Source organism: Polaribacter sp. YIW18 (assembly GCF_057219325.1).
In genome coordinates, this window is sequence record NZ_JBXVVE010000003.1 from 170,692 (window position 1) to 194,210 (window position 23,519).

28 protein-coding genes are annotated in these 23,519 nt (G+C 28.2%); 16 read left to right on the forward strand and 12 right to left on the reverse strand.

Translation table 11 applies throughout. The annotated features are described in order from the left end of the window. Positions 1-13: 13 nt before the first annotated feature. From AC2D6T_RS04650 to AC2D6T_RS04660, 3 genes are all read right to left on the reverse strand, one after another. Positions 14-859 carry an ABC transporter permease gene (locus tag AC2D6T_RS04650; RefSeq protein WP_484680628.1) on the reverse strand — a complete coding sequence of 282 codons (846 nt, stop codon included), beginning with the start codon at positions 857-859 and terminating at the stop codon, positions 14-16. 58 nt (positions 860-917) lie between these two features. After that, positions 918-1,814, reverse strand: a complete 897-nt coding sequence (locus tag AC2D6T_RS04655) for an ABC transporter ATP-binding protein (protein WP_484680629.1) — start codon at positions 1,812-1,814, stop codon at positions 918-920. A gap of 221 nt (positions 1,815-2,035) precedes the next feature. Beyond that, positions 2,036-2,539, reverse strand: coding sequence for an IS1096 element passenger TnpR family protein (locus tag AC2D6T_RS04660; RefSeq protein ID WP_484680630.1), 504 nt, complete (start codon positions 2,537-2,539; stop codon positions 2,036-2,038). 71 nt (positions 2,540-2,610) lie between these two features. Here AC2D6T_RS04660 and AC2D6T_RS04665 point away from each other — a divergent pair, with 71 nt between their 5' ends. Next, positions 2,611-3,033 carry a PaaI family thioesterase gene (locus tag AC2D6T_RS04665; protein ID WP_484680631.1) on the forward strand — a complete coding sequence of 141 codons (423 nt, stop codon included), beginning with the start codon at positions 2,611-2,613 and terminating at the stop codon, positions 3,031-3,033. A gap of 8 nt (positions 3,034-3,041) precedes the next feature. Then, on the forward strand, positions 3,042-4,103 hold the full coding sequence (locus AC2D6T_RS04670; protein ID WP_484680632.1) for a chorismate-binding protein: 1,062 nt from the start codon (positions 3,042-3,044) through the stop codon (positions 4,101-4,103). 126 nt (positions 4,104-4,229) lie between these two features. Here AC2D6T_RS04670 and AC2D6T_RS04675 read toward each other — a convergent pair whose 3' ends face one another. Together AC2D6T_RS04675 and AC2D6T_RS04680 are read right to left on the reverse strand one after the other, a co-directional pair. Beyond that, positions 4,230-4,595 (reverse strand): PUR family DNA/RNA-binding protein, encoded by a 366-nt coding sequence (locus AC2D6T_RS04675; protein ID WP_298948216.1) that lies wholly within the window; start codon positions 4,593-4,595, stop codon positions 4,230-4,232. 78 nt (positions 4,596-4,673) lie between these two features. Beyond that, a complete protein-coding gene (locus AC2D6T_RS04680; protein ID WP_484680633.1) occupies positions 4,674-6,428 on the reverse strand; it encodes an ABC transporter ATP-binding protein in 1,755 nt (584 codons plus the stop codon). 208 nt (positions 6,429-6,636) lie between these two features. Between AC2D6T_RS04680 and nusB the strand changes: the two genes are divergently transcribed. The 8 genes from nusB (at position 6,637) to AC2D6T_RS04720 (ending at position 13,161) form a co-directional block, all read left to right on the forward strand. Then, the gene (nusB, locus tag AC2D6T_RS04685) at positions 6,637-7,575 is read left to right on the forward strand and encodes a transcription antitermination factor NusB (protein WP_484680634.1); all 939 of its coding nucleotides are present in this window, start codon (positions 6,637-6,639) and stop codon (positions 7,573-7,575) included. A gap of 50 nt (positions 7,576-7,625) precedes the next feature. Next, positions 7,626-8,090 (forward strand): DUF1573 domain-containing protein, encoded by a 465-nt coding sequence (locus tag AC2D6T_RS04690; protein WP_484680635.1) that lies wholly within the window; start codon positions 7,626-7,628, stop codon positions 8,088-8,090. 1 nt (position 8,091) lies between these two features. Further along, positions 8,092-8,409 carry a preprotein translocase subunit YajC gene (yajC, locus tag AC2D6T_RS04695; RefSeq protein ID WP_298948221.1) on the forward strand — a complete coding sequence of 106 codons (318 nt, stop codon included), beginning with the start codon at positions 8,092-8,094 and terminating at the stop codon, positions 8,407-8,409. A 101-nt stretch (positions 8,410-8,510) separates the two neighbouring features. Then, the gene (locus tag AC2D6T_RS04700) at positions 8,511-9,449 is read left to right on the forward strand and encodes a CdaR family protein (RefSeq protein ID WP_484680636.1); all 939 of its coding nucleotides are present in this window, start codon (positions 8,511-8,513) and stop codon (positions 9,447-9,449) included. Position 9,450: 1 nt separating this feature from the next. After that, a complete protein-coding gene (gene coaE / locus AC2D6T_RS04705; RefSeq protein WP_484680637.1) occupies positions 9,451-10,050 on the forward strand; it encodes a dephospho-CoA kinase in 600 nt (199 codons plus the stop codon). A gap of 102 nt (positions 10,051-10,152) precedes the next feature. Next, positions 10,153-11,724 carry a sensor histidine kinase gene (locus tag AC2D6T_RS04710; protein ID WP_484680638.1) on the forward strand — a complete coding sequence of 524 codons (1,572 nt, stop codon included), beginning with the start codon at positions 10,153-10,155 and terminating at the stop codon, positions 11,722-11,724. Between the two features lie 26 nt (positions 11,725-11,750). After that, the gene (locus tag AC2D6T_RS04715) at positions 11,751-12,452 is read left to right on the forward strand and encodes a response regulator transcription factor (RefSeq protein WP_298948225.1); all 702 of its coding nucleotides are present in this window, start codon (positions 11,751-11,753) and stop codon (positions 12,450-12,452) included. A 91-nt stretch (positions 12,453-12,543) separates the two neighbouring features. After that, positions 12,544-13,161 (forward strand): L-threonylcarbamoyladenylate synthase, encoded by a 618-nt coding sequence (locus AC2D6T_RS04720; RefSeq protein WP_298948226.1) that lies wholly within the window; start codon positions 12,544-12,546, stop codon positions 13,159-13,161. Between the two features lie 18 nt (positions 13,162-13,179). Here AC2D6T_RS04720 and AC2D6T_RS04725 read toward each other — a convergent pair whose 3' ends face one another. Continuing rightward, complete coding sequence (locus tag AC2D6T_RS04725; protein WP_484680639.1) at positions 13,180-14,178, reverse strand: glycosyltransferase family 2 protein; 999 nt, start codon at positions 14,176-14,178, stop codon at positions 13,180-13,182. Positions 14,179-14,261: 83 nt separating this feature from the next. Continuing rightward, positions 14,262-14,705, reverse strand: coding sequence for a type I restriction enzyme HsdR N-terminal domain-containing protein (locus AC2D6T_RS04730; protein ID WP_484680640.1), 444 nt, complete (start codon positions 14,703-14,705; stop codon positions 14,262-14,264). A gap of 201 nt (positions 14,706-14,906) precedes the next feature. On the opposite strand from AC2D6T_RS04730, the gene holA reads away from it, so the two are divergent. Further along, positions 14,907-15,908 (forward strand): DNA polymerase III subunit delta, encoded by a 1,002-nt coding sequence (gene holA / locus AC2D6T_RS04735; protein ID WP_484680641.1) that lies wholly within the window; start codon positions 14,907-14,909, stop codon positions 15,906-15,908. A gap of 117 nt (positions 15,909-16,025) precedes the next feature. Here holA and AC2D6T_RS04740 read toward each other — a convergent pair whose 3' ends face one another. The 5 genes from AC2D6T_RS04740 to rlmH all read right to left on the reverse strand — a co-directional run bounded on the left by AC2D6T_RS04740 (position 16,026) and on the right by rlmH (position 20,227). Next, positions 16,026-17,075, reverse strand: coding sequence for a M28 family metallopeptidase (locus tag AC2D6T_RS04740; RefSeq protein ID WP_484680642.1), 1,050 nt, complete (start codon positions 17,073-17,075; stop codon positions 16,026-16,028). A gap of 70 nt (positions 17,076-17,145) precedes the next feature. Further along, the gene (locus AC2D6T_RS04745; protein WP_484680736.1) at positions 17,146-17,943 is read right to left on the reverse strand and encodes an ABC transporter ATP-binding protein; all 798 of its coding nucleotides are present in this window, start codon (positions 17,941-17,943) and stop codon (positions 17,146-17,148) included. 12 nt (positions 17,944-17,955) lie between these two features. Further along, positions 17,956-18,984, reverse strand: a complete 1,029-nt coding sequence (locus AC2D6T_RS04750) for a FecCD family ABC transporter permease (RefSeq protein WP_484680643.1) — start codon at positions 18,982-18,984, stop codon at positions 17,956-17,958. A gap of 73 nt (positions 18,985-19,057) precedes the next feature. After that, the gene (locus AC2D6T_RS04755) at positions 19,058-19,636 is read right to left on the reverse strand and encodes a non-canonical purine NTP diphosphatase (protein WP_438988557.1); all 579 of its coding nucleotides are present in this window, start codon (positions 19,634-19,636) and stop codon (positions 19,058-19,060) included. 117 nt (positions 19,637-19,753) lie between these two features. After that, on the reverse strand, positions 19,754-20,227 hold the full coding sequence (gene rlmH, locus AC2D6T_RS04760) for a 23S rRNA (pseudouridine(1915)-N(3))-methyltransferase RlmH (protein WP_298948234.1): 474 nt from the start codon (positions 20,225-20,227) through the stop codon (positions 19,754-19,756). Positions 20,228-20,406: 179 nt separating this feature from the next. Here rlmH and nadC point away from each other — a divergent pair, with 179 nt between their 5' ends. The 5 genes from nadC to AC2D6T_RS04785 all read left to right on the forward strand — a co-directional run bounded on the left by nadC (position 20,407) and on the right by AC2D6T_RS04785 (position 23,412). Then, positions 20,407-21,264, forward strand: a complete 858-nt coding sequence (gene nadC / locus AC2D6T_RS04765; protein WP_484680644.1) for a carboxylating nicotinate-nucleotide diphosphorylase — start codon at positions 20,407-20,409, stop codon at positions 21,262-21,264. A 99-nt stretch (positions 21,265-21,363) separates the two neighbouring features. After that, positions 21,364-21,936 (forward strand): pentapeptide repeat-containing protein, encoded by a 573-nt coding sequence (locus tag AC2D6T_RS04770; protein WP_298948236.1) that lies wholly within the window; start codon positions 21,364-21,366, stop codon positions 21,934-21,936. Between the two features lie 120 nt (positions 21,937-22,056). Beyond that, positions 22,057-22,242 carry a four helix bundle protein gene (locus AC2D6T_RS04775; RefSeq protein ID WP_484680645.1) on the forward strand — a complete coding sequence of 62 codons (186 nt, stop codon included), beginning with the start codon at positions 22,057-22,059 and terminating at the stop codon, positions 22,240-22,242. Positions 22,243-22,319: 77 nt separating this feature from the next. Beyond that, on the forward strand, positions 22,320-22,424 hold the full coding sequence (locus AC2D6T_RS04780) for a hypothetical protein (protein ID WP_484680737.1): 105 nt from the start codon (positions 22,320-22,322) through the stop codon (positions 22,422-22,424). 43 nt (positions 22,425-22,467) lie between these two features. Continuing rightward, positions 22,468-23,412, forward strand: coding sequence for a YihY/virulence factor BrkB family protein (locus tag AC2D6T_RS04785; RefSeq protein ID WP_438988552.1), 945 nt, complete (start codon positions 22,468-22,470; stop codon positions 23,410-23,412). Positions 23,413-23,519 lie beyond the last annotated feature (107 nt).

The window sequence follows — 23,519 nt, forward strand, 5'->3', positions numbered from 1 at the left end:
TATTTAAAAAGTACTACAAATCTCTCTTTTTTAACAGTGTAAATGATAAGTAAATGAAGATGAATGTCCACGCTGAAACAATAGCGATATTAGAAAACTCTACATCATAACTTTTGGTAAATGTTTCCCCAATTTGATTGGCTACAGACTTAACAGCACCCAATCTAGAAAATGGTTCTTTTATTAAATTGCCCATAGCTTCAAAAGGTAAAAATTGCATAATACCATCTACTTTTTCTGTAGTATTTTCTGAAGCTTTAAAAGACCAGAATAGGTATCCTTTAAAAATACTTTCTATAAAAAACCAAACAACCATTCCGCCTACAGCAAACGCAGAACGTTTAACTAAAATTCCAAAAAACAAGCCCATAGAAAAGAAACCCACTAGTTTTAAAAAAAAAGCAAAAAGGTATTGTAAATCTGTTATTATAATGGCAAATTCATCATAATCTGAATACGCAAAACCTAAAATAAGAGATACTATAAATACAAATAATGTAGATACTAAAGCAAATATAATTACTGTGTAAAATTTAGAAAGTATAAACTCTTTTTTGCTTAACCCATCTATTAAATTTTGTTTTAGTGTTTTATAACTATATTCATTAGCCATCATAGAAACAATCACTAATAATAGAAAAAACTTTAAAATAGCTGCTACATAGGTATTAAAGTGCCAGATGTATGGAAAGTTAAAAATACCAATTTCTGCTAAATGAAATTTTATAGGGCCAATATCAAACTTAATGGCTGCTATGAATGCGATACAGGTTAATAAACCAAAGTAAATGATAGATAATACTTTACTGGCTCTATTGTGTTTTAATTTATGAAATTCTATGGTTAATAATCTTAACATTTTGTGATGTGTTTAAAGAATATAGGTTTCGATTATTATCGAAATTAGATATCGTTGATTACTTTTTAGTTAAATCTAAAAATTGTTGTTCTAAACTTGGTTTTCGTTTTACCAAATGACTCAAAACAATACCTTTAGTAAATAAATAGCTGTTTATTTCTTCTGTAGAAATTGCATCTTTAAGGCTTGCAATAATAGTTTCGTGTTCTTTTGTAACTTTTAAAATAGCAGGATGTTTTTCTAACTCGTTTAAAAGTGCAGCATCATTATTGGCAACTTTAAGCTCAAGCAAACCATTAGAAGCTGTCATATCATCAACTCTGCCGCTGTATAATTTTACACCTTTTTTAATCACTATTACATGAGAACAAACTTTTTCTACTTCATCCAATAGGTGAGAGGCTAACAAAATTGTAGTACCTGTGCTTGCAATTTTCTGAATTATTTGTCTGATTTCATGAATTCCTTGTGGGTCTAAACCATTTGTTGGCTCATCTAAAATTAAGATTTCTGGGTCGTTTAATAATGCAGATGCAATTGCTAAACGTTGTTTCATTCCTAAAGAGTAGGTTTTAAACTTACTGTCTCTTCTTTCAAAAAGATTTACTGTTTTTAGTTTTTCGTCTATTTTATCGTTAGAAATTCCTTTAATTGTACAAATTAGTTTTAAATTTTGTACTGCAGTCATGTAAGGATAAAAGTTAGGACGCTCAATAATAGCCCCAACTTTTTTTAAAGCTTCGTGTGTAGATAATTTTCCATCGAACCAAGAAAACTCGCCAGAAGTTCTGTTTACAACATTTAAAATGATACCTAAAGTGGTAGATTTTCCACTTCCATTTGGCCCTAAAATACCGTAAACATTTCCTTTTTGAATATCAAAAGAAAGCTTGTTCACTGCATGTAAAGTGCCGTATTTTTTATCAAGATTTTTAAGAGATAAGATAGTTTCCAAAGAAATTGTTTTAGTCGGTTATGTAGGTAAGACGACTAATTTACAATTTTGTTACTTAAAATAGGTGTAATTGTTAAAACGTTTAATTGTTTAAATGTAAATTAAAAACAGTAACAAATTTAATTAAAGCACTTAAATTCAAAAATTTAGCTTTTATTTATATAAAATTAATAGGTTCCTGTCTATTACACAGATAAACAATTACACAGTTACACTTTTTATTAATATTCATTAAAATCAAAATCATCATCAAAATGACCAAATTCATCATCAATATTTCCTTCATCACCAAAATTATCCTCTAATTTGTCTGCAATAAACTCTTTTTCTGGTGCTTCATTTGGTATTTCTCCCACAGAAAGTATCGTTTGTGGTAAATTGCCTTTTTGCTCTAATGAAATATCTACAACATCTACATAGAAAGTCCACATGTTTAAAAAATCGTACACATAAATTAACTTGGTGTTAATTGTAGGTAATGTGTCTTTTAAAAAACAGTTTTGCATAGATATACCTTCTCCAGCTTCTGCCATATTAAAAAGCGGAATTTCCTCACCTTGATTCCATTCGTAATCTGTTCTGTAAAAAGAAGCCATTTCTTGACCATCGAAACCAAAAGATTTTGCAATTGTAAAATGCAAATCTTCTAAACTAAAAGAATCGTTTACTAATAAGGTTCTAATTACGTCTTCTTGAGTGTCTAAAATTACACGGATTTTGTACATAAAATGCTTTAACTTTTCTGCAACAAAAATACAATTTTTTATACGTATTTTTACATTGTAAACAAGCTAATATGGATAAACCTACAATTTTAAATGCATTTAATGACCGTACTAAAAATACGTTAATGGAAACTCTTGATATTGAATATATTGACGTTGGTGAAGATTTTTTAACTGCAAAAATGGCTGTTAATAGTAAAGTGCATCAACCTTATGGCCAATTGCATGGTGGTGCTACCGCAGCATTAGCAGAAAGTGTGGGTAGTGCTGCTTCTAATTTTTTTATTAATGATAAAACCCAATTTATAAATGGGATTCAACTATCTATAAATCATATAAAAAGTAAAAGAGATGGTGTTGTTTTTGCTACTGCAAAAAATATTCATAAAGGAAGAACAACCCATTTGTGGGAAGTAACCATTGTAGACGAAGAAAACAAACTTATTTCTGTTGCAAAAATGACTAATATTGTTTTAAATATTCCTAAAAAATAAGCTTTATTTTGATTGATTTTTTTGACAAATTAACAAACAGTTACCAAAAAAAATTACCATTTGTAGCCTACAGGAAACCAAATGCAAATACTGTAGCTTGTTTTTTAATGCCTAATGATAATTTAGATTATGTAAAAGATTTTAATGAACAAGGTTTTGTATTTGCTCCCTTTAATTCCGCTGAAAAACCCCTTCTTTTTCCGATAGAAAAATCCCTTTTTTTATCAAAAAAAATACAATTAGGTACGATTAATTTTAATAAAAATAGAGTAGAACCTAATTCGTCATCAAAAGAAAAACATACAGATATTGTTGAAAAAGCGATACAGACTATTAAAAAATCTAAACTAAAAAAAGTAGTAATTTCTAGGAAAGAAATTGCACAACTTTCTAATTTAGATATTGTAAAAATTTATCAAAGATTGTTACTTTCTTACAATAATGCATTTGTATATGTTTGGTATCACCCAAAAGTAGGGCTTTGGTTTGGTGCTACACCAGAAACCTTATTGCAGGTAGAAAATAAATTTTTCAAAACTATGTCTTTAGCAGGTACACAATTGTATAAAGAAAATAGCTTACCAGTTTGGAAAAGCAAAGAATTAGAAGAGCAACAATTGGTTACAGATTTTATTGAAAATCAATTAAAAAATATAGCAACTTCTTTAAAAATAGACAAAACCGAAACTGTAAAAGCAGGGAATTTATTACATTTAAAAACACAGGTTACTGGCCAATTACAGGCAAATGCTAGTTTAAAAAACTTAATTAGGGCTTTGCATCCAACACCAGCTGTTTGTGGTTTGCCTAGAGATTTAGCAAAAGATTTTATTTTAGAAAATGAAGATTATGATAGGTCTTTTTACACAGGTTTTTTAGGCGAATTAAATATAAATAGTTCTAAATTAAACAAACAAAAAACAGAGTTATTTGTAAACTTACGTTGTATGTTTGTTGATGACTATAAAGCTAGAATTTTTGTGGGTGGAGGTGTTACCAAAGATAGTATTGCAAAAAAAGAGTGGCAAGAAACCGTTTCTAAAACACAAACGATAAAAAAGGTTTTATAGTATAGAGCATAAAAAAACCATAAACATAACATTTATGGTTTTCTAGTTTAAAATTGAATTTGAATTGAATTTTTACATTAAAATGAATACACTTCATTTAAAAAAATGGTAGTAAGCCATTATGATTTATATATCGTCAAAAGAAACGTCTGTAAAACTGTCTGCTGATTTTACGTCAGTATCAGTTTTTGGTTCTTCTTTTTTAAAGTCTTTTTGATGGCGCTCGCTAATTACTTCATTTCCTTTTTCTGCTATAATATAGTCTGTTGCTTTTTTTAGCATTTCATGAAAATCTGTAAAATCTTCTTTGTAAAGGTAAATTTTATGCTTTTGATAATGAAAAGTACCATCATCATGTGTAAATTTTTTACTTTCTGTTACGGTTAAATAGTAATCATCTGCTTTCGTAGCTCTTACATCAAAAAAATAAGTTCTTCTTCCTGCTCTTAATACCTGTGAAAAGATTTCTTCTTGTTCAACTCTCTCTGCCATATTATTTAAAAATAGTTGTTATATAATAATTTTATGGTAACAAATCTAATAAAATATTTTACGTAGCAATGTTAAAGATTAATTTTCTTTTTCTAAAAGTTGCTGCTCGTACAACTCTTTGTAGTACCCTTTTATTGTTATTAGTTGATTATGAGTGCCTTGTTGAATAATATTGCCCTGGTCTAAAATAATAATTTTATCAGCATTTTTTGCAGAAGATACTCTATGACTAATAATAAAAGTGGTTTTATTTTGCGATACTTTTTTAAGATTTTTTAAAATTCTCTCTTCTGTTTCTGTATCTACAGCAGATAAACAATCATCAAAAATTAAAATTTTAGGATTTTTTATAATTGCTCTTGCAATAGAAACACGTTGTTTTTGACCACCTGAAAGTGTAACACCCCTTTCTCCTAAAATGGTGTCGTATCCTTTAGGGAAATCTATAATATTATCGTGTACAACGGCATCTTTTGCTGCTTGTATTATGGCTGCCTCTGTAGCCTCTTCTTTACCAAATTTAATATTGTTACCAATACTTTCTGAAAATAGAAAAGGATCTTGTGGTACAAACCCAATTTGATCTCTAAGATTGTTTAAATTTAAATCTTGAATAGGTACATCATCTATAAAAATAGTACCCTTTTTAGTATCGTACAAACGCGCAATAAGCTCAATAATTGTAGATTTTCCTGAACCTGTTTTTCCTAAAATGGCAATTGTTTCGCCATTTTTAACGGTAAAATTTATGTTTTTTAATGCTGTAATATTTGTATCATCATAAGTGAAAGTTACGTCTTTAAAAGACACTTTACCTTTTAGATTGGTTGTTTTATTGGTATTGTTCTTAATTTCAGGTTCTTGATCTAAAAACTCATTAATTCTTATTTGAGACGCTTCTGCTTGCTGTATCATAGAAGTTACCCAACCCACAACTGCCACTGGCCAAGTTAAAATATTTACATACAACATAAATTCGATAATGGTTCCTATCTGAATTTCATCATTTATATATTGTTTACCACCCACATAAATAACTATTAAGTTGCTTAACCCAATTAACAAAACCATTAAAGGAAAAAACAAAGCGTTTGCCTGGTGTAGATGTATGTTTTTTTCTTTACTTTTATCTGCAAGATTATCGAATTCTTTTATAATAGACTTTTCTATACCATAAGATTTTACCACGCTAATACCAGAGATAAATTCTTGATTAAAGGTGGTTAAATGAGATAAATATTGTTGTACAATGCTACTTCTTTTATGTATTACCTTACTTAGTACAAAAATAGAAATAGATAATACTGGAAAAGGAATTAAAGTATACATGGTTAATTTAACATCTATGCTTACCATTTGTGTAAAACCAACTACAAAAAGTACAATCATATTCATGGTGTACATCACTGCAGGTCCAACATACATTCTTACTTTAGAAACGTCTTCAGAAATTCTATTCATTAAATCTCCAGTTCTATTTTTTTTGTAGAAGTTTAAAGACAATCTTTGGTACTGTTGATAGATTTCGTTCTTTAAATCGAATTCGATTAACCGAGAGGTTACAATAATAGTTTGCCTCATTAAAAAAGTAAAAAAACCAGCTAAAAGTGCTACACCAATAATTATTAAAACATTTATAAATAATTGATGTTTTACAGCATCATAATCTGTAACTACGCCACTTTGGTAGTCTTCTACAATATTAAGGGAATCGCCAACAATTTGAGGTACTTTTAACGCTAAAAGTTTAGATAAAATGGTAATTAAAATGCCAATTATTAAACGCCATTTGTACTTTATAAAAAATTTATTAATGTATTTTAGTGCCTTCAAACGGTATTGCTGGGTTTAAGAATTTTAATTTTTTAAACCACGAAGATACATTATTATATGTAAAACTAAAGCGTTTTTTTAAGCTGACAACTTCTTCAAAAAATCATAAAAAAAGAATACCTTTCTTGTGTGATTAGAAGCAAAATAATAGTATTTTTGCCCAGTAATTAGAGAAAAATTTCTCACTATTTTATAGAGTTCTTTAAAAATGATTAACAGAAGACATATTCGAGTTAAAGTAATGCAATCTGTCTATGCAATGGCGCAATCTAAAAATGATGACCTTGTTAGAGAAGAAAAGTTTTTAAAACATAGTATTTTAAAAATGTTTGATTTATATGTTTTGAATCTTCAATTATTGGTTGAAGTTCAAAAATTTGCATCAAAAAAAATTGCTTTATCTAAAAAGAAAATTCTTGCAACCCAAGAAGATTTAAAGCCCAACACAAAATTTATAGACAATAAACTTATTAGTGCAATTGCAGAAAGTATAAGTATAGAAAGCTATTTAGAGGTTAATAAATTAAATAACTGGTCTTTAGATAACGAGTATGTAAAAATTATTTTTGATAATTTAGTTACAAGTGATTTGTACAAAAAATACTTGGCTACAGAAGAACAATCTTTCAAAGAAGATAAAGCTTTTGTAATAGCCTTTTTTAAAGAAATAATTGCGCCTAACGAAAAATTGGCAGACTATTATGAAGACACTTTGATTACTTGGGTAGATGATATACCATTTATAAATACTTGGGTTGTTAAAAGTTTAAGCAAGCAAAAAGAAAGCAAGCCTTTTATTTTAGGTGCTTTATATAAAGATAAAGACGATGAAGATTTTGTAAGCAACTTGTTTAGAAAAACAGTTTTAAAACAAGCAGAATATCAAAAAGAAATAGAAGAAAAAACACCCAATTGGGAGGCAGATAGAATTGCGGGTATAGACATGATTTTAATTAAAATGGCAATTACAGAGTTTGTAAACTTTCCTTCTATACCAACAAGAGTAACAATTAACGAATATATAGAAATATCTAAAGATTACTCTACTTCTAAAAGTAGCTATTTTATAAATGGTGTTTTAGATAAAATATCTAAAGAATTTATAGCCAATAAAAAAATAGTAAAAATAGGAAGAGGTCTAATTTAACTATACAATAAACAATTATTTATTATTTTTGCCATAAATTAATTTATACAATGAAAAAAATAACAGTATTATCGTTTTTATTTATGACAACAAGTTTATTAATTTCTTGCGGAAATGGAAATGCCTCTGCAAAAATTAATAAAGACAATTTAACCAATGCAAAAAATAGAGATGCAGAAATTGAAAAAGGAACAGCTTCTATAGCTTTTGATAGTGAAGTTTATGATTTTGGAACCGTTAACGAGGGAGAAATTGTCGAGAAAACTTTTAAAGTTACTAATTCAGGAAAAACTGATCTAGTGATCACTAACGCCAAATCTAGTTGTGGATGTACAATACCTGTATGGCCAAAAGCACCTATTAAATCAGGAGAAACAGGCGATATTAAAGTAAGATTTAATACAAATGGGAAGCCTAATAGACAACAAAAATCAATTACGTTAACTACCAATACAGAATCTGGTAGAGAAGTATTAACAATTAAAGGTATGGTAACACCAAAAACAAAAAAATAAAATGTTATATACAATATTTTTACAAGAATCGGCAGGAGGATTAATGAGTATGCTCCCATTTGCAGCAATGTTACTGGTTTTATATTTTTTTATGATAAGACCACAAATGAATCGTCAGAAAAAAGAAAAAGCCTTTCAAACAGAAATTAAAACAGGGTCTAAAGTAGTTACATCTAGCGGTATACATGGTAAAATTACAGAAGTAAATACTACAGATAACACTGTAACAATAGAAACTGGTGCAGGAAAAATAAAATTTGAACGTTCTGCAATTTCTATGGAATTAAGTAAAAAATACTTACCAAAAACAAAAAAATAATAGATAATTTACAGCAACTAAAGTGAGTAATGTTTTTATAATGTTACTCACTTTTTTGTTTGATAGCTTTTATGTAGATTGCATATAATTAATTATATTCAGTGAAAACAAACAATAAAATTTCTAGAACTTTTTTAGGGTTTTTAATGGCCTCTATACTTATATGGTTTTTAATTACACTTTCTAAAGAATATATAATCACTATAAGTTTTCCTATAGATTATACAGGCATATCTAAAGATAAAATTTTACAGACTACACCAGAAAAAGAACTAGATATTGTTGTAAAAGCAAGTGGTTTTAAAATCTTAAAAACAAGATTAAATACGAAACAAATTACTATAAATGCCGCAAAATTAAACAGTAAAAAAGGGGCTACATATTTTGTTTTACCAAGAACACAAAAGACAAGTTTACAAAAACAGTTGCCTAGTGGTTTGGTTTTACAAGAAATTATAAAAGATACTTTATATTTAGATTTAGGAAGCCTGGTCACAAAAAAAGTGGCAATAAAGCCAAATGTAAATATCAAATATCATGTTGGGTATGATGTGTCTGGAGATATTAAAATAAAACCCGATAGTATTTTAGTTTACGGACCCGAAAACTATATATCTACACTGAAAAATGTAGAAATGAAACCTTTGGTTCTTTCTGATTTAAAAACTGATTTTGAAGAAAATGTGGCTCTTAAAATGCCAAAAGACATTAAAAATTTAAAATTTAATAAGCAAGAAGTTACTGTAACAGGTAAAGTAGAAAAATTTACAGAAGGCACATTAATCGTGCCATACAAAATAATAAATGTTCCAGAAAATCTTAAAATAAATACACTCTCTAAAAAAGTCTCTATTGTTTTTATTGTGGGCTTATCTCATTTTAACAAAATAACAGCAAATTCTTTTCAGGTAGTTTGCAATTATATTACATCACAAAAAAATAATTTAAACTACCTAGTACCCAAGGTAATTAGCAAGCCAGATTTAATTAAAAGCTATAAAATTATACCTAATAAAATAGATTTTTTAATAGAAAAATAAAATGATTGTAGGTCTAACAGGGGGTATTGGAAGTGGCAAAACTACAGTTGCTAAATTGTTTAGTAATTATGCAAATGTTGCCATTTATATTGCTGATGTAGAAGCAAAAAAACTTATAAATTCATCCTCTAGTATTAAACAACAAATTACAAAGCTATTTGGTGCAAATGCCTATAAAAACAATATTTTAGATAGAAAGTATATTGGACAATTGGTATTTAATAGTAAGGAAAAACTACAAGCTTTAAATAAGATTGTGCACCCAGCTGTAAAAGAACATTTTGCTAACTTTGTAAAAAGCAACCAAAATAAAGATTACATACTCTACGAAAGCGCTATCCTATTTGAAAGTAATTCTATAGAAAAATTAGATTTTATTATTAGTGTTTATGTTGATTTGGAAGAGAGAATACAAAGAGTTATGGTTAGAGATTCCGTTGAAAAAAAAGAAGTTTTGGCTAGAATAAATAACCAATGGAAAGAAGATAAAATTTTGCTTTTATCTAACTACTTAATAATCAATTCTTCAATAGAAAATACAAAGGATCAGGTTCGAAAGATTCATAATATTTTAACAAAAAAAGCACTTCATTTTTTGTAAAATTCAACAAAAACGTTAAAAAATACTTAAAATTCTACTAAATTAGTTAATTTAAGCTAAATTCATTAATTATAATTTTTTTAAAAGTGTTAAATTTGATGTATGCGTAAAAAAATGTTTATTATTATCGTTGTGCTGATGAGTATATCTTTGATAGGGATAATAGCTGTACAGCTTTATTGGATAAACAACGCACTAGAAAGTAAGCAAGAACAGTTTAAGAATGATGTTCAGAAATCTTTAGGGAGAGCAGCAGAGAGAATTAATGAAAAAGAAACTACTATTTTTCAAGAAAAAGTAAGAAATTTTATTCAAGAAAAAGGCATGCCAGACAATGCCCAATTAAAAAACTTTTTAATTCAAGAAATAGATACAGCTACGCAACAAAAATTTACTTATGGGACTACTATTTTAGAGGAAAATTTTAAGCTTCCAACAGATTTTTTAGATAACGATTCTATTATTTACAAAAGGTTTACAGGTAAAAAAGACTTTTTTCAAGCAAAAATATACTCTAGTATAGATGGTTTATTTTCTTCAAAAGATGAATCTAAATACAGTTTTACGCAAAATTTTATCAACCTAGAAGAATTGCAAATAACAGAAATATTTAAAGATTTTAATAGTAGAAAACCAATTCATAAAAGAATAAGTAATAACGAGCTAAATGATGTTATAAAAGAAGAACTTACAAAAAGAAATATCTATTTAGATTTTAAATATGGAGTCTACACTAAAGAAGATTTGGCTACCAAATTAAAATCTGGTTACTATACCATAAATAATACAAAAAACAGTTATAAATATCCACTTTTTAACGATGCGCAAGGTAATGTAGCGTATAATTTGTATGTAACGTTTCCTAATAAAAATAAGCATATTTTATCAGATATTTCAAGCATACTTTTATTGTCTTTATTTTTTATATTTATTATAATCATTGCCTTTTCTAGCTCTTTGTATCAATTAATTAGACAGAAAAAAATATCAGAAATTAAAACAGATTTCATCAATAATATGACCCATGAGTTTAAAACGCCTATTGCTACTATTAACTTGGCAACAGACTCAATTAAAAATCCAAAAATTTTAGGAGACTCAGAAAAAGTTTTGCGTTATGTGCAAATGATCAGAGATGAAAATAAAAGGATGCACTCTCAGGTAGAAAATGTATTAAGAATTTCGAGACTAGAAAAAAATCAATTAGATATTAGTAAGGAAACGATAGATTTACACGACATACTAGAAGAAGCAATTTCTCACGTAAGTTTGTTAGTTGCAGACAGAAACGGAAAAGTAACTACGCATTTTAAGGCAGTAGTATCAGAATTACCTGGTAATCAATTTCACCTTACAAATGTTGTGGTTAATATGTTAGAAAATGCAATAAAATACTCTATAGATACACCAATTATAGATGTATATACAGAAAGTACCAACAAATTCTTTGTTTTTAAAATTAAAGACACTGGTATAGGTATGAGTAAAGCTGTACAAAAACAAGTATTTAATAAATTTTACAGAGAACAAAAAGGAAATATACACGATGTAAAAGGCCATGGATTAGGTTTGGCATATGTAAAAGAAATTATAGAAAAACATCATGGAACCGTATTTGTAGAAAGCGAAAAAGGACAAGGAAGCATATTTACAGTAAAATTACCTTTAATATAAAATTAACACAATAAATAGATTTAAAAATGGGAAGTAAAAAAATTTTATTAGTAGAGGACGATCCAAATTTTGGAACGGTTCTAAAAGATTATTTAGCGTTAAACGATTATAACGTAACACACGCAAAAGATGGTATAGAAGGTCTTATAATGTTTAAAAATAGCGATTATGATTTATGTATTTTAGATGTTATGATGCCAAGAAAAGATGGTTTTTCTTTAGCACAAGACATTAGAAGTACAAATAAAGAAGTGCCAATTATTTTTTTAACAGCAAAAACGTTAAAAGAAGATGTTTTAAAAGGATATTCTGTTGGTGCAGACGATTATTTAAACAAACCTTTTGATTCTGAAGTTTTATTATATAAAATTAAAGCAATCTTACAGAGAAAAGAAACAGAAACTAGTGCAGAAACAGAGCAATTTGAGTTTGTTATTGGAGGTTTTTTCTTTAACTCTAAACTACGTCACTTATCTGTTGGCAAGGATGGAGAACCTACAAAACTGTCTCCAAAAGAAAGTAAATTGTTACGCATGTTAGCAATTCATAAAAACGATTTAATGCCAAGAGAATTAGCATTAACAAAAATCTGGAGAGATGATAATTACTTTACCTCTAGAAGTATGGATGTTTATATTGCAAAACTGAGAAAGTATTTAAAAAAAGACGAAAATGTAGAGATTTTAAACATACATGGAGAAGGTTTTAGGTTGGTAGACAAATCATAAACTAAAAAACTTCCCTCATAAAAATTACTCAGTTTGTAAAACAAGCTGAGTTTTTTGTATTTTTAAATACATTTTTTTAATAGATAAGATTATGGCGCAATTTATTAGAATTTATAATGAAAATCCAAATCCAAAAGAAATTGCTAAAGTTGTAAAAGTTCTACAATCAGGTGGTTTGGTTATATATCCAACAGATACTGTGTATGGTTTAGGTTGCGATATTACCAACACAAAAGCGCTAGAAAAAATAGCACAAATAAAAGGCGTTAAGCTAGAAAAAGCCAATTTTTCTTTTATTTGTAACGATTTAAGCCATCTTTCTGACTACGTAAAACAAATAGATTCTGTCACCTTTAAAATTCTAAAAAGAGCATTACCAGGTCCTTACACCTTTGTTCTGCCAGGTAGTAATAACTTACCTAAAGTATTTAAAAAGAAAAAAACGGTTGGTATCCGTATACCAAATAATTCAATAATTAGAACTCTGGTAGCCGAGTTAGGCAACCCTATTATTTCTACTTCTATTAGAGATGATGATGATGTTTTAGAATATACTACAGACCCAGAACTTATTTTCGAAAAATGGCAAAATTTGGTAGATGTAGTAGTAGATGGTGGTTATGGAGATAATGAACCTTCTACAGTAATAGATTTAACCGATGTTCCAGAAGTTATTAGAGAGGGAAAAGGAAGTTTAGATATTCTTTAGGAAAAGAAAAATAGAGTATTATTTTAATTCTTTAAACTTTTTTCTACCCAAAACAAAATACTGCCAAACAATACTGGTGTGTAAATTATAATCTTGTTTTTTCTGTAGTTTTCTGCGTTTTCCTAAAAATTTTAAAAAGTTTTTATAAAAACTTAAATGTGCTTTTAAAATTGCAAAAGTGTGTATAGGTCTTAGTTCTAAAATAAATTTTATACCTGCAATTCCATCTAAAAGTAAACGAGAAAAAACTACAAACAAAAACCACTTTTTAGGTACATTTTTAACCACATTTAATAAGCTATTTCTAAAGTTTAAGTAGGTTTTTTGTGGGTTGGTTTCTTGCAACGTAGCACCACCTAAATGATATACAGTAGAATTACCAACATATTTTACTTTAAAACCCATATTATGAGTTCTCCAACACAAATCTATTTCTTCTTGATGTGCAAAATAATCTTCATCTAAACCATTTATTTGATGATAAACCTTTGCACGAATAAATAAACAGGCGCCAGAAGCCCAAAAAATATCTTCTACATCATTAAACTGTTTAGTATCTGTTTCTAGATTATTAAAAACACGTCCTCTGCAATAAGGATAACCAAATAAATCAACAAAGCCACCACCTGCGCCTGCATATTCAAATTTTGATTGATTTTTAAAATCTAATAATTTTGGTTGTACAATAGCTGTTTTTGCATCACTTTTAAATACGTCTAAAATAGGTTGTAACCAATTTTCGGTCACTTCTACATCAGAGTTTAATAAGCAGTAAATATCTGCGTCAATTTTAGACAAAGCGTCATTATATCCTTTTGCATAACCACCATTTACTGCATTGTTAATAATTTTTACTGAAGGGAAAAAAGACTTTACATACGCCACAGAATTATCTGTAGAAGCATTGTCAGCAATGTAAACATCTGCTAACTGCGAACTAAAATTAACTACAGAGGGTAAAAATTGCTCTAGTAATTTTTGTCCATTCCAATTTAATATGACGATTGCTGTTTTCAAGGTTGCGAATTTACATTTTAAAACTTATTTAATTTCTAATTTCTTCTTAATAATAAACATCACACATTATAGATAATTAAAAATTATTTATAATCAGGAATGTTTTCTAAAAATATATAAGTTTCGTTTTCAAAATCCATTTTGCAGTAAAAGTGTTTTAAACCGTTGGTAACAATAAGATAGTTCGCTTTTAGTTTTAAATTATAACGTGTAATTTGGTCAAAAGTCTCTTGCGTAATTTTTATTGAAGGAGCCTTGCATTCTACAATAATATTAGGTGTACCATTGGCATCAAAAATTAAAATATCGGTTCTTTTTTTTCGATTGTTAATAATTAATTGTTTTTCTAACGCAATTAAAGTAATTGGATATTTTTTTTGATCTATTAGGTATTTTACAAAATGCTGACGAACCCATTCTTCAGAAGTTAAAACAAGGTATTTTTTTCTTATGCTATCAAAAATAAGTGTTTTATTTTCGCTATTTTTGAGCTTAAAGTTATAAGTAGGTAAATTAAGATTTTGCATCAATCAAAAGTAAGTAAAATTAGTTTACGATATATCTATTAGGTGGAATACTGCTGTAGTTAAATCAATTTATGCAAATACATTAACACGAAATTTAAGTAAAGTTATTTTAAATTTAACGAAGATAATTTTGACTTTTTGGAAACCTAGTTTGAATTTCTAACTGAAGAAGCACTGTAAAATGCAATTATTATAAAATAGATGAACGAAATTAACGCAATAGTTTCTGATATTAAAAAAGGTACTCTAAAACCTATTTATTTTTTAATGGGAGATGAGCCTTATTACATAGATAAAATTTCTGATTACATTGAAGAAAATGTCTTGGATGAAACAGAGAAAGGTTTTAATCAGCAAGTAATGTATGGTAGAGATGTAACTATAGAAGATATTGTTGGAGCTGCAAAACGCTATCCAATGATGGCAGAAAAACAAGTGTTAATTGTTAAAGAAGCGCAAGATTTAAGCAGAAGTATAGAAAAATTGGTTTCTTATGCAGAAAATCCACAACCTACAACAGTTCTTGTATTAAATTATAAGTATAAAAAACTAGACAAAAGAAAAAAACTACACAAAGTAGTTGCAAAAACGGGTTTGGTTTATGAAAGTAAAAAATTATACGACAATCAAGTTTCAGACTGGATTCGTAGAGTTTTAAGTGGAAAAAAATACCAAATAGATCCAAAGGCAGCTTTAATGTTGGTAGAGTTTTTAGGAACAGATTTAAGTAAAATTGCGAATGAGTTAGACAAACTAATGCTAGTTTTACCTAAAGAAACCATTATAACCGACGCTCACATAGAAGAAAATATTGGTATTTCTAAAGACTTTAATAATTTTGAGTTAAAGAAAGCAATAGGAGAGAAAAATGTGCTAAAAGCAAACAGAATTATAAATTATTTTGTAGAAAATCCTAAAAAAAATCCAACAGTAATGACAATTTCTTTGTTGAATGGTTTTTTTACCAAACTTTTGCTATTTCATGGTTTAAAAGACAAAACTAAAAATTCTGTTGCTAAGGCTTTAGGGGTTAGCACCTATTTTGTAGACGAATATTTTTTAGCTGCTAGAAATTTTCCTATGAGAAAAGTAGCACAAGTTATTGCCGCTTTAAGAGATGCAGATGTTAAAAGTAAAGGTGTTGGCGCAAACCAAACACAAGAGGATATTTTAAAGGAGCTGTTGTTTAAAATTTTACATTAAAAATACTTTTTATTGGATAGATAGATAAATTAACCCAATTTGGTGGGCTTTAAAATATTTCCATAAAAAAAACCGAGCAATTTTAATTGCTCGGTTTTTTTATCAGTAAAAGAAACTTTATTCTGATTCTTTTTTAACTACTGCTTTGTCAACAATAATTCTTGTATCCATATTGGCAACTTCCCAAGCTGTATGAAATACCAAACGTGCTCTGTTTTCTAACAAATCGTAGTTAATTTTGTCTGGAGTATCTGTTGGTTTATGGTAATCTGCATGTGTACCATTAAAATAGAAAATAATAGGTACATTATTTTTTGCAAAATTATAATGGTCAGATCTGTAGTAAAAACGATTAGGATCGTTCTCATCATTATATTTATAGTCTAAATTAATGTTGGTATACTTTGCATTGATTCTTTCGGATAAGTTATGTAATTCTGTACTTAATTTATCTGACCCAATTAAATAAACATAATTTGGGTCTGCTTTGTGTCTATCATCAATTCTACCTACCATATCAATATTTAAATCGCAAACGGTATTTGCTAGAGGAAAAATGGGATCTACATCTGTATAATATTTAGAACCTAATAAACCTTTTTCTTCTCCAGTTACATGTAAAAACAAGACAGAACGTTTTGGTCCTTTTCCTGCTTTAGCAGCCATTTGAAAAGCTTGTGCAATTTCTAAAATAGCTACTGTACCAGAACCATCATCATCTGCACCATTATAAATTTCTCCATTTTTAATTCCTTCGTGGTCTAAATGAGCAGAAATTACTACAATTTCTTCTGGTTTTTCAGTTCCTTTAATAAAAGCTACTACGTTTTCAGAATCTTTAAATTTTCCTCTACGTGTATTTTTATTAATCCATTCTGCTGGTACTTCTTGAAAATAATCATCACCACCCAAAGGTGAAACAATCCCCTCTGAAACATAAAAGTTTTTTAAATATGCGATTGCTTTTTTCTGTCCAGGTTCACCAGTATTTCTTCCTTCAAATTCATCTGAAGCATATGTAAAAAGGTGTGTACCTAAGTCTTTTGCAGTAATTGTTGCAGCATATTTTGCAGCTTGGTCTATATTTGCATCGTCATTAGACGTGTTTTTACTAGAACCACAAGCCATAAAAGCGAATGCACTAGCAACATAAAGTGTTTTTTTCATCGTTTAAAAAAGTATTTTGTTTGTAGTAATCAGTATTCAAAAGTAACAAAAAGTTACAGGTGTTTCAAAATTAATTTTTGTGAACAACAAATTGTTGTAAGGTTTTGTTAAACTTTAATAATTTACTTGGAAACAAATTGTCGAATGCATTGTTGGAAACTAATGTATCTGTAGTACCATAAATGACACGATTATCTTTTAATAAAACAATAGTATCTGATAATTGTAAAGCTAAGTTAATTTGATGTGAAGATACAATAATTGTCTTACCAGTTTTGTTTACCAAGTTTTTAAGTAGCGTAAAAATATGTATGGTTTGATGCAGATCTAAATGCGCTGTAGGTTCATCTAAAATAACAACTTCTGTATCTTGAGCTAAAGCCCTTGCAATTAAAACACGCTGCAATTGACCATCACTTAATTGATAAAAATTCTTATCCTTTAAATCTCCTATTTCTGTTTGTTCTATAGCTGTGTTTATTTTTAAAAGATCTTCTTTACTAAGTATATCTATCCAATTGGTGTAGGGTTGTCTGCCTAGTGCAATAATTTCAAAAACTGTTAATTGGCTTTCTGGCAAACGCTCTGTTAAAACCAAACTTAATTTTTTAGAAAGCTCGTTTTCAGAAATAGAGTTTAGGTTTTTATCATTAAAAAAAATATTACCAGCAATAGGCTTTTGTACTTTAGAAAGTGTTCTTAAAAGTGTTGATTTTCCACTACCGTTTTCACCTAAAATGCTTACTAATTTTCCTTTTTCTATAGATATATTGATGTCAGATAAAACAATTTGTTGCTGTTTTTTCTGTTGATATCCAATACTTAAATTTTTGGTTTTTAAAACGATATGTGTATTTTTTATGTCGATTTTTAGAAACTTTTAAACAAATACTTTTTTCTTTCTTATTAAGAGCCAAATTACAATAGGTGCACCAAATAAAGAGGTTATTGCGTTAATGGGCAATGTAAACTCGCTTGTTGGCAATTGGGCTATACAATCGCAAATTAACATAATTATAGCGCCTATAATAAGTACAGCAGGAATTAATATTTTATGATTAGAACTAGTAAAAACAATTCTGGCAATGTGTGGTACGGCTAAACCTACAAAAGCAATTGGGCCAGCAAAAGCAGTAATAACACCCGTTAAAATACTGGTAATTAATAAAATAATATTTCTACTTTTTTTTACATTTATCCCTAAACTTTTGGCATAATTTTCTCCTAATAAAAAGCTATTTAAAGGTTTTATAATAAAAATGGTACCTGTAATACCTAAAAGATAAATACTACTAAAAACAAGTAATTCATTCCAAGAAAGGTTGCCCAAACTACCAAAACTCCAAAATAAGTATTGCTGAATTTTTTCAGAGCTGCTAAAATACGCTAAAACACTTATAATAGCAGAAGTTACACTACCAAACATTAAACCAATAATTAAAATAGACATGGTGTTTCTTACTTTATTTGCGGCAATAATTACTGCTGATAAAACGAAAAAACAACCCAAAGTAGCTGCCATGGGTATAGACCAAATAGAAAATGAATTACTAATTAAAAATCCACCAAAAAGAGTAGATCCTAAAATTAACAAAGCTACTCCTAAACTTGCGCCAGAAGAAATACCTAATACAAAAGGACCTGCTAATGGATTTCTAAACAAAGTTTGCATTAATAAACCAGCAACAGATAACCCAGAGCCTACTAAAATGGCTGTAATTGCTTTTGGTAATCGAAATTGTAAAACAATGGTTTGCCAGCTTTCTTTAGATACGGCATTTCCTGTTAAAGTGTTAAAAATTTCTTTTAAAGGAATAGAAATAGAACCTAAACTTACATTTACAAAAAATAAAACCACCAATAGAGTTGATAGAAATATAAATGGTTTTTTGTAGTTTTTTTGTTTCATGTATTAATTGTCAGGTTGAGTAAACTCAAGATCTAATGAAAATCTTAATTAAGCTCTATAAGATAAAAATTTGTTATTTGTAATGGGTTAAAAATTCTACCAATTTCTGAATTGCTAAACCTCTGTGAGAAATTTTATTTTTTTCTTCAGAACTCATGGTTGCAAAAGATTCATTAAAACCTTCTGGTTTAAAAATGGGGTCGTAACCAAAACCTTTTTCACCTTGCTTTTCAGTTAAAATTTCACCTTTACAAATTCCTTCAAATAAAAAATGTTTGTTTTCTAAACGTAAACTAATAACAGTTCTAAATTGTGCTTTTCTATTTGTTTTACCTTCTAATTCTGATAATAATTTTTGCATATTATTTTCAGCATTTGCAGGCTCTCCAGAAAATCGTGCAGAATATACACCAGGTTTTCCATCTAAACTTTCTACTTCTAAACCGGTATCATCTGCAAAACAGTTATAGCCAAATTTTTGTGTAATATAATCTGCTTTTAATGTTGCATTTCCTTCTAAAGTAGTTTCAGTTTCATCAACTTCATCAAAACAATTAATGTCTTTTAAACTCAATATTTTTATTGAATCAGACAATATTTCTTGTACTTCTTTTAGTTTATTTAGATTGTTGGTTGCAAAGACGAGTTCCATTTTTTAAAATTCAAAATTTAAAATTGAGTGTTCAAAGTTACAAAAGTTAATACGTCAATTTAAATGCTTTTTACAAAGATTAAGGCTCTTTAATTTTTTTTAAGTTTAGCACAGCTTTTACTCATGATGATAAGGTTCGTTTTTTAAAATAGTAAAACCTCTATAAAGTTGTTCTACAACAAATAATCGAATCATTTGATGCGAAAAAGTCATTTTAGATAGTGATATTTTCCCAGTTGCTTTTTTATAAACTGCCTCAGAAAATCCATAGGGGCCACCAATAACCAATACCAATTGTTTAAGACCTGTATTCATTTTTTTTTGAAGATAGTTTGAAAATTCGATAGAAGTAAAATGTTTTCCTTTATCATCTAACAAAACCAATTGATCTGTATTTTGTAGCTTTTTTAAAATGAATTCTCCTTCTTTCTCTTTTTGTTGTAACTCGCTTAAATTCTTTACGTTTTTTATATCAGGAATAATTTCCAACTCAAATTTTATGTAATGTTTTAACCGATTTTGATATTCCTCAATTAATTTAATTAGGTTTTTATTGTCGGTTTTTCCAATAGCAAGTAGTTTTATTTTCATAATTTTATTTAGTCAAGCACAGTCTAAACCTATAAAAAAAACTCTCGACTGCGCTCGAAGAGACAAGGTTACTAAATTTAAATAAAAAACAAATTTATTAGTTTTAAAACATAAATTCTTAAGAACTCTTAAAAAGTTGAAAATCATTGCTATTTTTACATCAGAATTAAAAAATATTTATGATTCCAGAGGCACAATTTCAAAACGAATTAGATCTTATAATTAAAAACGCTATTAGAGAAGATATTGGAGATGGAGACCATACTTCACTTTCCTGTATTCCTACAGATGCAGAAGGCAAAGCAAAATTATTGGTAAAAGATGAGGGGATTATTGCAGGCGTTGAATTTGCAAAACAAGTTTTTAAATATGTGGATGCCAATCTAAAGGTAACTACTTTTATAAATGATGGAGAAAAAGTTAAGTATGGAGACATCGTTTTTCATGTTTCTGGGAAATCACAGTCTATTTTAATGGCAGAGCGTTTGGTGTTAAATGCCATGCAAAGAATGAGTGCTATTGCAACTAAAACTGCTTTTTTTGCTGATTTATTAGAAGGTACAAAAACTAAAGTGTTAGATACCAGAAAAACCACACCAGGAATTCGTGCTTTAGAAAAATGGGCTGTAAAAATTGGTGGTGGAGAAAACCACAGATTTGCTTTATATGATATGGTGATGATTAAAGATAATCATATTGATTTTGCTGGCGGAATTACTGCAGCCATCACCAAAACAAAAAACTATTTAGCAGAAAAAAAAATAGATATTAAAATAATTGTAGAAGCAAGAAGTCTAGAAGAAATTAAAGAAATACTTTCTAATGATGGTGTGTATAGAATTTTAATAGACAATTTTAATTACGAAGATACTAAAAAAGCAGTCGCGTTGATTGGCAATCAATGCTTTACAGAGTCTTCTGGTGCAATTAACGAAAAAACCATTAGAAAATATGCAGAGTGTGGTGTAGATTTTATTTCTTCTGGTGCATTAACGCATTCTGTATATAATTTAGATTTAAGTTTAAAAGCTTTTTAGAATCAAGTTAATTGTTGCAGAGTAACAAAATTAAAAATACTTAAAAGTCAAACTTTGCCGTTTAGCAATTCCTTTTAATTTTATAAGTTTAAAAAAGATATGATTGATAATTATTTTGATAACGAAGAATTTATTAAAATTGATTTTACTACAACCCAAATCAAGAAAGGAGAGTATGATCAATGTAGGTTTTTAAATTGTAATTTCGAGGGCATTCATGCTTCTAACATTCAGTTTGTTGAATGTGAATTTATTGATTGTAATTTTAGTAATACGATCGTAAAAGATACTGCTTTTAAAGATGTTATTTTTGAAAAATGTAAAATAATTGGTGTAAAATTTAATGAGGTAGATCCATTTTTATTACAATTTCAATTTACAGATTGTCAGTTAAATTTATCTTCTTTTTATCAATTAAAAATACCAAATACCCCATTTGTAAAGTGCAATTTAGAAGAAGTGGATTTTGCAGAAACTATTTTAGCAAATGCTTTGTTTGATCAATCTGATTTAAAAAACGCTATTTTTGATCGTACAAATTTAGAAAAGGCAGATTTTAGAACAGCATATAATTTTAACATAAATCCAGAAGAAAATAAATTGAAAGGAGCAAGATTTAGTAGAAACAATATTGATGGACTATTAATTGATTCTGGAGTTTTATTAGAGTAGAATAAAGATGTAGAGAAGTAAAGTAATAAAGTTACAGAGTTACAAAGTTGCAGAGAAATAAAACAAAATTTTGCTACTTTACAACTATTTTAAAACTGTATCTATCAAATAAAAAGAAAAATGAAAACCTTTAGAGATTTATTAGTATGGCAAAAATCAATGAATTTTGTAACTGTAGTTTATCAAATATCTAGAACTTTTCCTAATGAAGAACTCTTTGGGTTAACATCACAAATAAGAAGGTGTTCTATTTCAATTCCAAGTAATATTTCTGAAGGTTTTGGAAGGGATAGTGTTAAAGACTAACTCCGTTTTTTAAATATTGCTATTTCATTACTTTTGAGTTACAAACACAATTAGAAATAGCCTTTAATTTACAATACATTCCAAAAGAAAAATTTGATGAATTGTATGAATTATCAAGAGAGATAGAGAGAATGTTATCGAGTTTTATAAGAAGTATAAAATCCAATACTAATAATCTTTGACACTTTTAAACTTTGTAACTTTGCAACTTTCCAACTCAAAATAATGACAAAAGAAGTAGAAAATAAATTAGCGCAAATACCAGTTGTTGGATGGTTGGTAAAACTGGGAAAGAAAATTAAAGTACCTGGTTTAGAAGGGATGTCTTTATACGACGTTTTAGAAATGTATTTTATTGGCATTGTAGAAGGCGCTTTAACAACTAGGGCAGGTGGTATTGCTTACAGTTTTTTTATGGCAATTTTTCCGTTTTTGTTATTTGTCCTTACATTAATTCCGTTTTTACCAATAGATGGCGCTCAAGAAGGTTTACTTTCTATTATTTCTGATGTTTTACCTCCTAAAACTTTTGATGCAGTAGATTCTGTATTGATAGATATTATCAATAATCAATACGGTGGTTTGTTATCTTTTGGTTTTATAGGTTCTATTTTTTTAATGACTAATGGTGTAAATGCTATTTTTGGGGGATTCGAATATTCCTATCATATAAAAGAAGTTAGAAATGTGTTTAGAGCTTATTTTATAGCCATGTTGGTTTCTTTTGTAATTGTCTTTTTTCTATTTCTTTCAGTAGTACTTATCATATTTTTTGAATTTATTTTAAAAGAATTTGTAACCTTTGGTTGGTTAGAAGATAATTTAATTTGGCTACAATTAAGTAGAGGTTTTATCTTTTTAACCATGATTTTTATAACCGTTTCTTTGTTGTATCATTATGGAGTTAAAGAAGCAAAACATGCTCGGTTTTTTTCTCCAGGAGCAGTTTTAACTACTATTTTATCGGTGTTAACCTTTTATTTGTTTGGATTTTATGTAAACGAATTTGCAAAATATAATGAGTTGTATGGTTCTATTGGTACACTTTTAATATTGATGATATTTATATGGTTAAATGCCATTATTTTACTTTTAGGTTTCGAGTTAAATGCTTCTATTTACTCTCTAAGAAGAAGAAATAAAACCTATACAAGACCTAATAAATTATAACTTTTTCACGATATTTGCGTCTGAAATAAATAATGTCTGGTTAAGTGTAGTAGAGATTTTATTAATATCATCTTACTATACTCGAGAAGACATCAATAAAAAATTCA